This is a genomic window from Mycobacterium heidelbergense (assembly GCF_050205645.1).
GTDB classification, from domain to species: Bacteria; Actinomycetota; Actinomycetes; order Mycobacteriales; family Mycobacteriaceae; genus Mycobacterium; species Mycobacterium heidelbergense_A.
Map to the genome: position 1 here is coordinate 1 of NZ_JBNMQT010000022.1, position 15,038 is coordinate 15,038.

The following is a 15,038-nucleotide window of genomic DNA, read 5'->3' on the forward strand; positions in this document are numbered from 1 at the left end:
CGACGAGCATGTGTTGGTGGCGGTGGTGCACCATATTGCCGCCGATGGCTGGTCGATCACTCCACTGGTGGCCGATCTCGGGATGGCGTATGCCAGCCGCTGTGCGGGTCAAAGCCCTGCCTGGGCGCCGTTGCCGGTGCAGTATGTCGACTACACGCTGTGGCAGCGCGCCCAATTCGGTGACCTCGACGACCGGGATAGCCGCATCGGCGAGCAGCTGGCGTATTGGGAAGATGTCCTGGCCGGCATGCCCGAGCGCCTCGCCTTGCCAACGGATCGGCCCTATCCGCGGATCGCCGATCAGCGCGGCGCCACGGTTTCGGTGGAGTGGCCCGCCGAATTGCAGCAGCGCGTGCGCGAACTAGCCCGCGAGCACAATGCGACCGGTTTTATGGTGGTGCAGGCGGCCCTGGCGGTGTTGTTGGGCAAGCTCGCCGCGAGTCGGGATGTGGCCGTTGGTTTCCCGATCGCGGGGCGGCGTGACCCGGCGCTCGACGGGCTGATCGGGTTCTTTGTCAACACACTGGTGTTGCGAGTGGATCTTGCTGGAGATCCCACCATCGCAGAGCTCATAGCCCAGGTGCGCCGGCGCAGCCTGGCCGCCTATGAACATCAGGACGTGCCGTTCGAGGTGCTGGTGGAGCGGCTCAATCCGATCCGATCGCTGGGCCATCATCCGCTGGTGCAGGTGATGCTCGCCTGGCAGAACCTGCCCGGCCACATCAGCGACCCCGCCGCCGGGTTGGCGTTGGGTGATCTGGAGGTCTCCCAGTTGCCGGTGGACACCCACACCGCGCGAACCGATTTTTCGTTGTCGTTGGCCGAACGCTGGACCGAGGATGGTGAGCCCGCCGGGATCGCGGGGTCGGTGGAATTTCGCACCGACGTGTTCGACACCCAAACCATTCACGCGCTGACCGAACGCTTGCAGCGCGTGCTGGAGGCGATGACCACCAACCCCACCCGACGATTGTCGTCGATCGATGTGCTCGATGCTGCCGAGCACGCCCGCCTCGAGGAGATCGGTAACCGAAAGGCGCTGACCCAGCCCGCACCCGCGCCGGCATCGATCCCAACATTGTTTGCCGAGCGCGTGGTTCGGGCGCCGGGGGCGGTGGCGGTCAGCTTCGAGGGTCGCACGTTGACGTATCGGGAGTTGGATGAGGCGGCGAATCGGTTGGCGCACTTGCTGATCGGTGAGGGCGTTCGTCCTGGTGAGTGTGTGGCGCTGGTGTTGCCGCGCTCGGCGCAGGCGGTGGTGGCGATGGTGGCGGTGCTTAAATCGGGGGCGGCGTATCTGCCGATCGACCCGTCGCTGCCGGAGGCGCGGATCGGGTTCATGCTCACCGATGCCGCACCGATCGCGGCGATCACGACCAGCGAGTTGGCCGATCGGCTCAACGGCCACGAATTGCTCGTCGTCGACATCGACGACGAGCGGATCGCGGTCCAGCCCAGCACGGCACCACCGGCACCGGACGCCGGCGACGTTGCGTATGTGATTTACACCTCGGGTACGACGGGGGTGCCCAAAGGTGTTGGGGTGACGCATCAGAACCTGGCTCATTTGGCGGCGTCGTCGCCGACGGGTCTGCCGGTGGGTCAGGTGTGGACGCAGTGTCATTCGTATGCGTTCGATTTTTCGGTGTGGGAGATCTGGGCCGCGCTGCTGGGCGGGGGCCGACTGGTCATCGTGCCCGAACAGATCGTGGGCTCCCCGGAGGACTTCCACACGCTGCTGATCGGCGAGCGGGTCAATGTGTTGACCCAGACCCCCTCGGCGGTGGCCGCGCTATCACCGCAGGGGCTGGAGTCGGTGGCGTTGCTGCTCGGGGGTGAGGCCTGCCCGACCGAGGTGGTGGAGCGGTGGGCGCCCGGGCGCACGGTGATCAATGCCTATGGCCCGACCGAGGCCACGGTGTATGTGTCGATGAGCGCGCCGCTGTCGGTGGGGGCCGAGGGGGTGCCCATCGGTGCGCCGGTGTCCACGGCGGCGTTGTTCGTGCTCGATGAGTGGTTGCACCCGGTTTCGGTCGGGGTCATCGGTGAGTTGTATGTGGCCGGCGCCGGGGTGGGGGTTGGCTATCTGGGCCGTTCGGAATTGACCGCGTCGCGGTTTGTGGCGTGTCCGTTTGGCGGGCCGGGGCAGCGGATGTATCGCACCGGGGATTTGGTGCGCTGGCGCCCTGATGGGCAACTGGACTATGTGGGCCGTGCCGACGAGCAGGTCAAGGTTCGTGGGTATCGCATCGAGCTGGGCGAAATCCACACCGCCCTCATCGAACTCGACGGCGTGCAGCAGGCCGCGGTGATCGCTCGCGAAGACTCCTCGGCCACCACGCGCCTAGTCGGCTACATCACCGGAACCGCCGATCCCGCCCGCATCCGCACCGCACTGGCCGAACGCCTACCCGCCTACATGGTGCCCGCCGCCATCGTCGTCCTCGACGCACTACCCCTGACCGTCAACGGCAAGCTCGACACCCGCGCCCTACCCGCACCCGACTACGGCGCCGAGCGGTATCGGGCCCCCACCACACCCGCCGAAGAAATCCTGGCCACCATCTACGCCCAAGTCCTCGGAGTGCCCCGCGTCGGAATCGACGACTCCTTCTTCGACCTGGGCGGCGACAGCATCCTGTCGATGCAGGTGGTCACGCGCGCGCGTGCCGCCGGCCTGACATGCAAACCGCGCGACATTTTCGTCGAGCAGACAGTGTCGCGGCTGGCGCGGGTGGCCGGGGTCGCGACCGACGCCGGTGGCGTGATCGACGAGGGTGTGGGCCCGGTGGCCGCGACCCCGATCATGCGATGGCTGCAGGGCGTCGACGGTCCGGTGGAGCAGTTCAACCAGACCGTGGTGATCCAGGCGCCCGCAGGCGCGACCGAGGCCGACGTTGTGGTGCTGCTGCAGGCCTTGCTGGACCGCCATGGCATGTTGCGGCTGCGCGTCGAAGACGACCGGTCGCTGACGGTGCCCGAGCCCGGGTCGGTCGATGCCCACGCGTGCCTGCAATCGGTGAACGCGTTGTCCGAGGACGAGCTTGTCCAGGGGCGAGCCCGACTGAATCCGGCCGCCGGGACGATGGTCAGCGCGCTGTGGGTCGCCGGTACGGGCCAGTTGGCATTGATCATTCACCATCTCGCCGTCGACGGCGTGTCATGGCGAATCCTGTTGGAGGACTTGAATATTGCGTGGGCCCAGCACCGTAGCGGCGGGCCGGTGGCATTGCCGGCGGGCGGGACGTCGTTCGCGCGGTGGGCCTCGCTGCTGACCGAGCACGCCCACGACCCGACGGTGCTAAAACAAGCCGAGACCTGGCGGCAGGTGGCCGCCGCCCCCGCCACGTTGGCCACGCCGCCACCCGAACTCGACACCTATGCCAGCGCTGGGCACCTGTCGATGGACCTCGACGTCGAGACCACCCGAATGCTGCTCGGTGAGGCGCCCGCGGCGTTCCACGCCGGGATACAGGACATCCTGTTGATCGGATTTGCCCTGGCGCTGGCACAATTCGTGGGCAGCGGCAGCGCGCCGATCGGCATCGATGTCGAGGGCCACGGACGCCACGACGAACTTTCCCCCGATGTCGACCTGTCGCGCACGGTGGGCTGGTTCACCACCAAATACCCGGTGGCCCTGAAGGTTGGCCCGATGTCCTGGGCGCAGGTCATCGCCGGCGAGGCCGCGCTGGGGGCGGTGATCAAAGACGTCAAAGAACAGCTCCGCGCCCTGCCCGATCCCTTGACCTACGGTCTGCTGCGCTATCTCAACGCCGACGTCGACTTGGCCGGGTCCGACCCGCCGATCGGGTTCAACTATCTGGGACGCTTGGGCGCGGCGGCCGAGCCGTCCGGCGAATTGTGGCGGATCAGTCGGGATGGCCTGTCGGCCACCGGCGCGGCCACAGCGATACCCATGCCGTTGGCGCACACGGTCGAGCTCAACATCGCCACCGTCGACACCGACGCCGGCCCGTATCTGCACGCCGACTGGACGTGGGCGCCGTCGGCGCTCGATGACAACAAAATCAGCCGCCTCGCCCAGTTGTGGTTCGACGCGCTGGCCGGCATCTGCGCGCATGTCCAGAGTGGTGGGGGCGGGTTGACCCCGTCCGACATCGCGCCCGCCCGGCTTGGCCAGCACCAAATCGACGCGCTGCGAAAGCAATACACCATCGCCGATGTTCTGCCGCTGACCCCGATGCAACACGGGCTGCTCTTCCACGCCAGCACCGCGCAGGAAAGCGGCGACGATGTGTATGCGATGCAGCTGGACATCGCCGTGAGCGGTCCCCTCGACCAGCACCGGCTGCGCGAAGCGGTGGACACGGTGGTCAGCCGCCATCCCAATCTGGCGGCCATATTCTGCCAACAGTTCGACGAACCGATGCAGATCATCCCCGCCGATCCCGAGACGCCCTGGCGGTACGTCGCAATCGGCGGCGACGACATCGATGAGCAGATCGACCGACTCTGCGCCACCGAACGCGCGGCCGTGTGCGACCTCAGCCACCCGCCGGCGTTCCGGGTAGCGCTCATTCGCACCGCGCCAGACCAGCACCGGATAGTGCTGACCGCTCACCACATCGTGCTGGATGGCTGGTCGCTGCCGATCCTGCTGCGGGAGATCTTCGCCGGCTATTACGGGCAGCGACTGCCCGCGCCGGTCCCGTATCGCAGGTTTGTCACCTGGCTGGCGCACCGAGACCTCGAAATCGCCCGCACAGCGTGGCGCGACGTGCTGGCCGGATTCGACACGCCCACGATGGTGGGCCCGCCGGAACGGGCGCACCTGGGGCCGCGAGGCGCGACCTCGCATCGATTGCCGGCCGACATCACGCGAGCCCTAGGCGATCTGGCCCGCTCGCACCACACCACGGTCAACACGGTGCTACAGGCGGCGTGGGCGTTGCTGCTGACTTCGCTGACCGGCCGGCATGACGTCGCCTTCGGTGTCGCGGTCTCGGGTCGGCCGGCCGAGGTATTGGGCGCGGACTCGATGGTCGGCCTGTTGATCAACACCGTGCCGGTACGGGCGCACATCACAACGGCAACCACCACCGCCGACCTCATCGATCAGCTGCAAAGCGCTCACACCAAAACCCTTGAGCACCAACACCTGTCGCTGAGCGACATTCACCGCATCACTGGCCACGACCAATTGTTCGACACGTTGTTCGTGTTCCAAAACTTTCCGATCGACACCGGCACACCATTGGGCGCCGACGGATTGAACGTCACCGATTTCGCGAGCCGCGAATTCAACCACTACCCGCTCACGGTCCAGGCCACGCCGGGCGCTGAACTGGGCCTGCGCGTCGAATTCGACACCGATGTCTTCGGCGCGGCGAGCGTCCAGGCGCTGATTGAGCGGTTCGGGCGGGTGCTGGTGGCGATGACGGCCGAACCCGCGCGACGGCTGTCATCGGTGGATGTGCTCGATACCGACGAGCGTGCCCGCCTCGCTCTGTGGGGCAATCAGGCGGTCCTGACCGAGCCGGCAACCGCTTCGGCGTCGATTCCAACGCTCTTCGCCGTCCAAGTCCTACGTGCTCCCGAGGCGGTCGCGCTGACTTGCGGTGGCCGCTCGATGACCTACCGGGAACTGGACGACGCCGCAAACCGGTTGGCGCACTTGCTGGCCGGCGAGGGCGCCGGCCCCGGTGAGCGTGTTGCGCTGCTAATGCCCCGCTCGGCCGAAGCGGTTGTCGCGATATTCGCGGTGCTCAAGACGGGGGCGGCGTATCTGCCGATCGACCCCGCGCTGCCCGGCGCGCGGATCGAATTCATGCTCGAGGACGCCGCGCCTCTCGCGGCGATCACCACGACCGAATTGGGCGGCCGGCTGGACGGGCATGAGTTGCTCGTCGTCGATATCGACGACCCGCGTATTGATGCGCACCCCTGCACGGCGTTGCTGGAGCCGCGCCCGGATGACGTTGCCTACCTGATCTACACCTCGGGGACCACCGGTGCGCCCAAAGGTGTGGCGGTCACCCATCGCAATGTCACCCGGCTGGTCGAAGCGCTCGAGTGCGCCGACGTGGGACTGTCCGCGGGACAGGTGTGGACACAGTGTCATTCGTTGGCGTTCGACTTCTCGGTGGGTGAGATCTTCGGTGCGCTCCTCGGTGGTTCACGGCTTGTCGTGGTGCCCGAATCGGTGACCCGATCCCCGGACGACCTGCGCGACTTGCTGATTGCCGAACAAGTCAGTGTGTTGAACCAGACGCCGTCGGCGTTTTATGCGCTGCAAACCACCGACGCGCTATCACCAAGGTCAGATCGGCTCAAACTCGAGACCGTGGTGTTCGGCGGGGAAGCGCTGGAACCACAGCGTCTTCGCGCGTGGCGGGACCGCCACCCAGGATTGCCGCGCCTGATCAACATGTACGGCATCACCGAGACGACGGTGCATGCCTCGGTGCGCGAGATTGCCGACACGGATCTGGATAGCAACGCCAGCCCAATTGGGGTGCCGTTGCCGGACCTGGCGTTTTTTGTGCTCGACGAGTGGTTGCACCGGGTGCCGGACGGTGTGGTGGGGGAATTGTATGTGGCGGGTCGCGGTGTGGGGCTTGGCTATTGGCACCGTTCCGGGTTGACCGCGTCGCGGTTTGTGCCCTGCCCGTTCGGTGGGCCGGGGGAGCGGATGTATCGCACCGGGGATTTGGTGCGCTGGCGCCCTGATGGGCAGCTTGAATATCTGGGGCGTGTTGACGAGCAGGTCAAGATTCGCGGGCATCGCGTCGAACTCGGCGAAATCCAAGCCGCCCTAATGGAACTCGACGGGGTCGAGTGGGCGGGGGTGATCGCCCGCGAGGATCGCCCCGGGGACAGGCGGCTGGTCGGCTACGTTACCGGTACCGAAGACGCGGCTCGATTGCGCGCCGCGCTGTCAGAACGGTTGCCGGCCTACATGGTGCCCGCCGCCATCGTGGCGATCGACGAGTTGCCGTTGACGGTCAATGGCAAGCTCGACACTCGCGCCCTGCCCGCCCCCGACTACACCGGCACGAGCGACCGTGCCCCGGCCACCCCGACCGAGGAGATTCTGGCCGGAATCTATGCCCACGTGCTTGGGCTGCAGCGCGTCGGGGCGGATGTCTCGTTCTTTGATTTGGGCGGGGATTCGTTGTCGGCGATGCGGTTGGTCGCGGCAATTAATTCCGGGGTGGGTGCGGGGCTTTCGGTGCGCGACCTTTTTGAGGCGCCCACCGTCGCGTTGCTGGCGCCGCGGATCGGTTCCGGAGGCGCTGAGTTGGAGCCGCTGGTGCCGATGCCGCGCCCGGCCGTGATCCCGTTGTCGTTTGCCCAGAACCGGTTGTGGTTCATCGACCAATTGCAGGGCCCGTCACCGGTTTACAACATGGCCGTGGCTCTACAACTGAGCGGAAATCTGGATGCCGACGCGTTGTGGAAGGCGCTCGCCGATGTGGTGGGTCGCCACGAGAGCCTGCGGACCCTGTTTGTTGCCGCCGACGGCATCCCGCTGCAGGTGGTGCTGCCCGCCGAGCGGGCCGACTTTGGATGGCAGATCATCGATGCCACCGGCTGGCCGGCGGACGCAATTCATCAGGCCGTCGAGGAGGTGGCGGGTCACAGTTTCGATTTGGCCAGCGAGATTCCGTTGCGGGCACGGCTTTTCCGTCTCAGCGACGACGAGCATGTGTTGGTGGCGGTGGTGCACCATATTGCCGCTGATGGCTGGTCGATCACCCCACTGGTGACCGATCTCGGCATGGCGTATGCCAGCCGCTGTGCGGGTCAAGCCCCCGGCTGGGCGCCGTTGCCGGTGCAGTATGTCGACTACACGCTGTGGCAGCGTGCCCAATTCGGTGACCTCGACGACGCCGGCAGCCTGATTGCCGCCCAGCTGGCCTACTGGGAGCGGGCGTTGGCCGGGATGCCCGAGCGGCTGACGTTGCCCACCGATCGGCCCTATCCGCGGATCGCCGACCAGTGCGGCGCCCGGATTGCGGTGGAGTGGCCCGCCGAGTTGCAGCAGCGGGTGGCCCGGCTGGCGCGCGAGCACAACGCTACCGGCTTCATGGTGGTGCAGGCGGCTCTCGCGGTGTTGTTGGGCAAGCTCGCCGCCAGTAGCGATGTGGCCGTTGGTTTCCCGATCGCCGGGCGCGGCGATCCGGCGCTCGACGGGCTGATCGGATTTTTCGTCAACACGTTGGTGTTGCGAGTGGATCTTGCTGGAGATCCCACCATCGCAGAGCTCATAGCCCAGGTGCGACAGCGCAGCCTGGCCGCCTATGAGCATCAGGACGTGCCGTTTGAGGTGCTTGTCGAGCGGCTCAACCCCACCCGAAGCCTGGCTCATCATCCGCTGGTGCAGGTGATGCTGGCCTGGCAGAACCTGCCCGGACATATCAGCGAGCCCACCGCGTTGGCGTTGGGCGACTTACGGGTCACCCAGCTACCGGTGGACACCCACACTGCCCGAACCGATTTGTCGGTCTCGTTGGCCGAACGCTGGACACCGGAGGGCGAGCCCGCCGGTATCGCCGGCATGGTCGAATTTCGCACCGACGTGTTCGACACCTCAACCATCCAAACCCTCATCGAACGCCTGCAACGGGTGCTCGAGGCAATGACCACCGAACCCACCCAGCGCTTGTCAGCGATCGACGTACTGCATCCTGCTGAGCACGCCCGCCTCGAGGAGATCGGTAACCGAAAGGCGCTAACGCAGCCGACATACGCGCCCGCATCGATCCCAACATCGTTCGCCGCGCAAGTCGCGCGCACACCCGAATCGGTCGCGCTGACCTTCGAGCGCCGCACCCTGACCTATCGGGAACTCGATGAGGCGGCAAACCGGTTGGCGCACTTGCTGATCGGTGAGGGCGCCGGGCCCGGTGAGCGTGTGGCTCTGCTGCTGCCCCGCTCGGCCGAGGCCGTCGTGGCGATGCTGGCGGTGCTCAAGACCGGGGCAGCCTACCTGCCGATCGACGCCGCGCACCCCGACGCGCGAATCGCATTCATGCTCAGCGACGCCGCACCCATCGCCGCGGTCACCACCACGGAGCTGGCCGAGCGGCTGAACGGCCACGAATTGCTCGTCGTCGACATCGACGACCCCCGCGTCACGACCCAGCCCAGCACCGCACCACCCGCACCGGCCCCCGACGACGTCGCCTACCTGATTTACACGTCGGGCACCACCGGGGTGCCCAAAGGCGTGGCCGTCGCCCACCGCAATGTGAGCCGGCTGCTGGACGCACTGGACGCGGACCTGGAGCTCTCAGGCCCCGGGGTGTGGACGCAGTGCCACTCCTATGCGTTCGACTTCTCGGTGTGGGAGATCTGGGGTGCGCTGTTGCACGGCGGGCGGCTGGTGGTGGTGCCCGAGTCGGTGACCCGGTCGCCAGAAGACCTGCACGCCCTGCTGGTGGCCGAACGGGTCACTGTGCTGAGCCAGACGCCGTCAGCGTTTTATGCGCTGCAGACCGTCGATGCGCTGGCGCCTGGGCGCGGGGATCGGCTCGAGCTCGAGGCGGTGGTGTTCGGCGGCGAGGCGCTGGAACCCTCGCGTCTTGGGTCGTGGCTGCATCATCACCCCGAATCGCCGCGCCTGATCAACATGTATGGCATCACCGAGACGACCGTGCATGCCTCGGTGCGCGAGATCGTCGACGCCGATCTCGACGGCAACGCCAGCCCTATTGGGCTGCCATTGGCCGATCTCGGCTTTTTCGTGCTGGATGGGTGGTTGCGGCCGGTGCCGGCAGGTGTGGTCGGCGAGTTGTACGTGGCCGGGGCGGGGCTGGCGTATGGGTATGTGGGCCGCTCGGGGTTGACGGCGTCGCGGTTTGTGGCCTGCCCCCACGGGGCGCCCGGGGCGTGCATGTACCGCACCGGGGATTTGGTGCGCTGGGGCGCCGATGGCCAATTGCTATACGTGGGCCGCGCCGACGAGCAGGTCAAGGTTCGTGGGTATCGCATCGAGCTCGGCGAAATCCAAACCGCCCTAACCGAACTCGACGGCGTTCAGCAGGCCGTCGTCATCGCCCGCGAAGACCGCCCTGGTGACAATCGCCTCGTCGGCTACGTCACCGGCACCGCCGATCCCGTTCAGTTGCGCGCCGAATTGGCCGAGCGGTTGCCGGCCTATATGGTGCCCGCGGCGGTCGTGGCGATCGGCGCCATGCCGCTGACGCCGAACGGGAAACTCGACAGCCGCGCCCTGCCCGCTCCCGACTACACGGATGGTGCGCGTTACCGTCCCCCTGGCAACCCGGTTGAGGAGATCCTGGCCGGCATCTATGCCCAAGCCCTCGGCGTGGAGCGGGTCGGCATCGACGACCCATTCTTCGACCTGGGTGGCGACAGCATCTTGGCCATCCAGGTGGTGGCACGGGCCCGTATTGCCGGAATCCGGTGCCGGCCGCGCGACATCTTCGTCGAGCAGACCGTGGCCCGGCTGGCGGCGGTGGTCGAAGTGGTCACCGGCGCGGGTGACGTGATCGATGCCGGCGTCGGGGCGGTGGTGCCGACCCCGATCATCCGCTGGCTGCAGGGCCTCGAGGGCCCGGTGGAGCAGTTCAACCAGGCCATGGTGGTGCAGGCGCCCGCGGGGGTGACCGAGGCCGACGTGGTTGTGCTGCTGCAGGCCTTGCTGGACCGGCATGCCATGTTGCGGCTGCGCGTCGACGACGACTGGTCGCTGACCGTGCCCGAAGCGGGATCCCTGGACGCCGGCGCCTGCCTGCAATCGGTGGACGTGTTGTCCGACGAGGCGCTGGTGGCGGCGCGCGCTAGGTTGAACCCAGCCACCGGGACGATGGTCAGCGCGCTGTGGGTCGGCGGTACGGGCCAGTTGGCGTTGATCGTTCACCATCTCGCCGTCGACGGGGTGTCGTGGCGAATCCTGTTGGAGGACCTCAACATTGCCTGGGCGCAGCATCGCGGCGGGCAACCGGTGGTGCTGCCGGCGGGCGGGACGTCGTTTGCGCGGTGGGCCTCGCTGCTGGCCGAGCACGCACATGCCCCGCACGTTGTGAACCAGGCGACCGTGTGGCGCCGGGTAGCGACGACCCCGGCGATATTGCCACCGGTGCAACCCGACCTGGACACGTATGCGAGCGCCGGGCAACTGTCGGTGGAGCTGGATGCCGAGACCACCCGGATGCTGCTCGGTGAGGTGCCGGCGGCGTTTCACGCTGGGGTGCAAGACATTTTGTTGATCGCGTTCGCATTGGCGTGGGCGCAATTGATGGAAACGGGCAGCACGCCGATCGGCATCGCGGTTGAGGGGCACGGGCGCCACGAGGAACTGGCCGCCGAGGTCGACCTGACGCGCACGGTGGGGTGGTTCACCACCAAATACCCGGTGGCGCTGACGGTAGGCGGACTGTCCTGGGCGCAGGTGCTCGGCGGTGAGGCCGCGCTGGGGGCGGTGATCAAAGACGCCAAAGAGCAGCTCCGCGCCCATCCGGACGGATTGACGTACGGTCTGCTCCGCTACCTGAACGCCGACGTCGACTTGGCCGGGCCCGACCCGGCGATCGGGTTCAACTATCTCGGCCGCCTCGGCGCCGCGCCGGCCTACGCGTCCGGGGATGTGTGGCTGGTCAGCCAGGAAGGTTTGTCGGCAACCGGTGCGGCAGGCGCGATTCCCATGCCGTTGCCGCATACCGTCGAGCTGAACGCCGGCACCGTCGACACCGGCACCGGCCCGCACCTGCACGCCAACTGGACCTGGGCGCCCTCGGCGTTTGACCACAACAAGATCGCCCGGCTCAGCCGGTTGTGGTTCGACGCGCTGGCCGGCATCTGCGCGCACGTGCGCGGCGGTGGGGGCGGGTTGACGCCGTCGGATATCGCGCCCGCCCATATGAGCCAGCAGCAGATCGACGAGCTGCAGCGGGTTTATCCGGTCGCGGACGTCTTGCCGTTGACGCCCCTACAGCAGGGGTTGCTCTTTCACGCCAGAGCGGCGCGGGGCTCCGGCGACGACGCGTATGCGGTGCAGTTCGGTATCACCGTGACCGGCCCGCTCGATCAGCACCGGCTGCGCGCCGCCGTGCACACCGTCGTCAGCCGGCACCCCAACCTGGCGGCGCGATATCTGGAGCGATTCGACGAGCCGGTGCAGATCATCCCGGCCAATCCCGAGGCGCCCTGGCGGTACGTCGAACTCGACGGCGGCGACATCGAGGAGCGGATCGAGCGCGTCTGCGCCGCCGAGCGCGCGGCCGTGCGCGATCTGACCGACCAGCCGCCTTTCCGGGTCGCATTGATCCGCACCGCACCGCAGCGGCACCGCATCGTGCTGACCAATCACCACATCGCACTCGACGGTTGGTCGACGCCGATCCTGCTGGCAGAAATCTTCGCCGGCTACCACGGGCAGCGGCTGCCCGCGCCGGTGCCGTATCGCAGCTTCATCGCCTGGCTGGCCGATCGAGACCTCGACACCGCCCGCGCGACCTGGCGCGAGGTATTGGCCGGCGTTGACGCCCCCACGCTGGTGGGCCCGCCCGATCGACTGGGCCTGGGGCCGCGAACTGTCGCGTCGTTCCGCGTGCCCGAGCCGACCACCCGCGCCGTCAGCGAGCTGGCCCGTTCGCGCCACACGACGGTCAACACCGTGCTGCAGGGCGCGTGGGCGCAGCTGCTCATGTGGCTGACCGGTCAGCGCGACGTCGTCTTCGGTGCCGTGGTCTCGGGCCGGCCCGCTGAGGTGGCCGGGGTGGAGTCGATGGTGGGCTTGTTGATCAACACGGTGCCGGTGCGGGCGCACATCACGCCGGCGACCACCGCCGTCGACCTCATCGACGAGCTGCAAAGCGCCCACGCTAAAACCCTTGAACACCAACATCTTTCGCTTAGCGAGATCCACCGCATCGCCGGTCACGACCAGCTGTTCGACACCGTTTTCGTCTACGAGAACTACCCGACCGACACCGCGGCGTCGGTGGGCGCCGGCGAGCTGGCCATCGGTGAGCTCACCAACCGCGACTACTACCACTACCCGCTCACGATCCAGGCCGGGCCGGGCCCGGAATTACAGCTGCGCGTGCAATATCGCACCGACGTTTTCGCCGCCGCTGGCGTCGAAGCGCTGATGGAGCGGTTTACGCGAGTGCTGGACGCGATGACCGCCGACCCGGAGCGCCCGCTGTCGTCACTCGATGACGGTGAGCGGGCCTGGGTCAACCGGATGGTGGCGACGCGGCCCGCCACGGTGCCGGCGCCAGCGCATCACGACACCGGCGACGGCTACGGCGCCCCGACGACCCTGGTCGAGGAGATGCTGGCCGACATCTACGCGCACGTCCTGGGGATAGATCGCGTCGGAGTCGACGAGTCATTTTTCGAGCTGGGCGGGGATTCGCTGTCGGCGATGCGCGCGATCGCCGCGATCAACGCGGCCCTGGACATCGACCTCGCGGTGTCCACCCTTTTCGATGCCCCGTCGGTTCGAAGTCTCAGCCGGCAGGCGAGCCCGGCAAAGGGAACTTCCCGCGGCGAGCCGGCCGGCAGCCCGTAAGCCGGCGCGGCGGTCACCACATAAGTGGGACCAGGCGATAGCGAACCTTCTCTGTGTACGAGCGGTATCCCTCCAATTCCTTTCGGAGAAGGGCTTCTTCGTCGCGGATGCGCAGACTGAGCACGACGACGCCGGGTATGACGAAGGCGAGGCCCCAGTAGGAACCAAGCGCAAGGGGGATGCCGACCATCATGATCACGTTGCCGGTGTACATGGGGTGGCGCACCAGCCCGTACAGACCGGTGGACGCCAGCTTCTGGTCCGCCTCCACCTGGACCGTGGTGGCCGCGTAGCTGTTCTGGATGACCACCAGCATCACCACACTGAGCCCGACGACTACCAGAACATCGCCGACCAAGCAGATCGCGGTGGGCACCGCCGACCAGCCGAGGCGATGGTCAACGGCGCTGAGCACAATCGCTGCCGCGAGAGACAGGTACCAGCCGACGATGATGACCTTCTGCACGGTCCGGGTCTCCGCGGTTGGCCCACCCCGTGTTCGCCTCTCGAGCGCTTGGGGATTGGTGCGCAACAAGTAGATGCCGGGAATCCACGTCGACAGGGACGACACCGCCAGAAACACCCACGCCTGCCAGTAGTTGAGAGTGCCGGCTGTCCCAAACAAGATCAGGCCGAATACGACCGGGTCGAGCAGGCCGAATAGCAGCCTCTTAAGAACCGAATTCACCGAGCCTCCCTAGGATGCGTACCGCACGCTAACAGGTGACGCCGCGGCGCCGGCAAGCCGCCGGGAGTTGCGTTCAGCCGTGCGTGATCGCTGGCCCACCGCTGAGCCGAGTAATTGCGGGCCGCTTACCCCGCGCGGGTGGCAAAAAAGATTTTGAAAAAACAGGTTTGAAAGATATTGACCCGGGTTATTCCTCACGCGTTTGATTGAGCTATTGCACACGTGTTCGGCAGGGCAAAGGGGTGCGGTATGGCTGGCTTCAAGAGAATCATCGTCGTGTTGATCCTCACCCTCACCGCCCTGCTAGCGAGCAGCTGCGCCGGGTGCAATGGGGCCACGTCATTCCTGCGCGTAGCTACCGATTCCATCCAGAATGATCCGATGGCAGTAAATGTGGTGCATGCAGAAGAACAGGTCTGCGTCGCCCATTCGAGCTAGTCGTTTTGCGCGGTTTTTCCGGCGCGGTTATCAGGGCTCAAATGACCAATCTTGTATTCGCCTGTTTGGCCACTTTTGAAACAATTTGCCAACCAATTGCAGGCATTGCCTTACCTCAGGTTCGGAAAACCGGGCAGAACGATGCAGCCGGTCGGATCGCTGGTTGTGTCACGAGACTCAGGTCTGCTTGACGGCCGGCGAGCGCGGGGTCTGCAGCGGCGGGCCCGGCGAGTGCGGCCACCGCCTCCAGTTTGGGTGCCCTCGGTGGGATTCGAACCCACACTGGACGGGTTTTGAGTCCGTTTCCTCTGCCAGTTGGGATACGAGGGCTTGATCCTGCTCGAGTCCGGCCTCCTACCTTAGAGGCAGCCTCCCACCATAGAGGATTCGGCGTGGATGCCC

The 15,038-nt window shown here is 66.8% G+C and carries 3 protein-coding genes and 1 tRNA gene; 2 read left to right on the forward strand and 2 right to left on the reverse strand.

Going from position 1 to position 15,038, the window contains the following annotated elements; translation table 11 throughout:
- Positions 1-13,510, forward strand: a 13,510-nt coding sequence (locus ACQI5H_RS20765; protein ID WP_427081187.1) for an amino acid adenylation domain-containing protein, incomplete at its 5' end; no start/stop codon positions are given.
- 13 nt (positions 13,511-13,523) lie between these two features.
- On the opposite strand, the gene ACQI5H_RS20770 is transcribed toward ACQI5H_RS20765, so the two are convergent.
- Entirely contained in the window at positions 13,524-14,198 is a 675-nt protein-coding gene (locus ACQI5H_RS20770) for a methyltransferase family protein (protein ID WP_427081188.1), read from the reverse strand.
- Positions 14,199-14,447: 249 nt separating this feature from the next.
- Here ACQI5H_RS20770 and ACQI5H_RS20775 point away from each other — a divergent pair, with 249 nt between their 5' ends.
- Positions 14,448-14,636 (forward strand): hypothetical protein, encoded by a 189-nt coding sequence (locus ACQI5H_RS20775; RefSeq protein ID WP_076126124.1) that lies wholly within the window; start codon positions 14,448-14,450, stop codon positions 14,634-14,636.
- A 256-nt stretch (positions 14,637-14,892) separates the two neighbouring features.
- Here ACQI5H_RS20775 and ACQI5H_RS20780 read toward each other — a convergent pair.
- Positions 14,893-14,966: transfer RNA gene (locus ACQI5H_RS20780), tRNA-Leu, on the reverse strand.
- Positions 14,967-15,038 lie beyond the last annotated feature (72 nt).

Bases quoted from the DNA above. Each gene is read 5' to 3' on its own strand.
- ACQI5H_RS20775 (WP_076126124.1), top strand. From the start codon at position 14,448: ATGGCTGGCTTCAAGAGAATCATCGTCGTGTTGATCCTCACCCTCACC.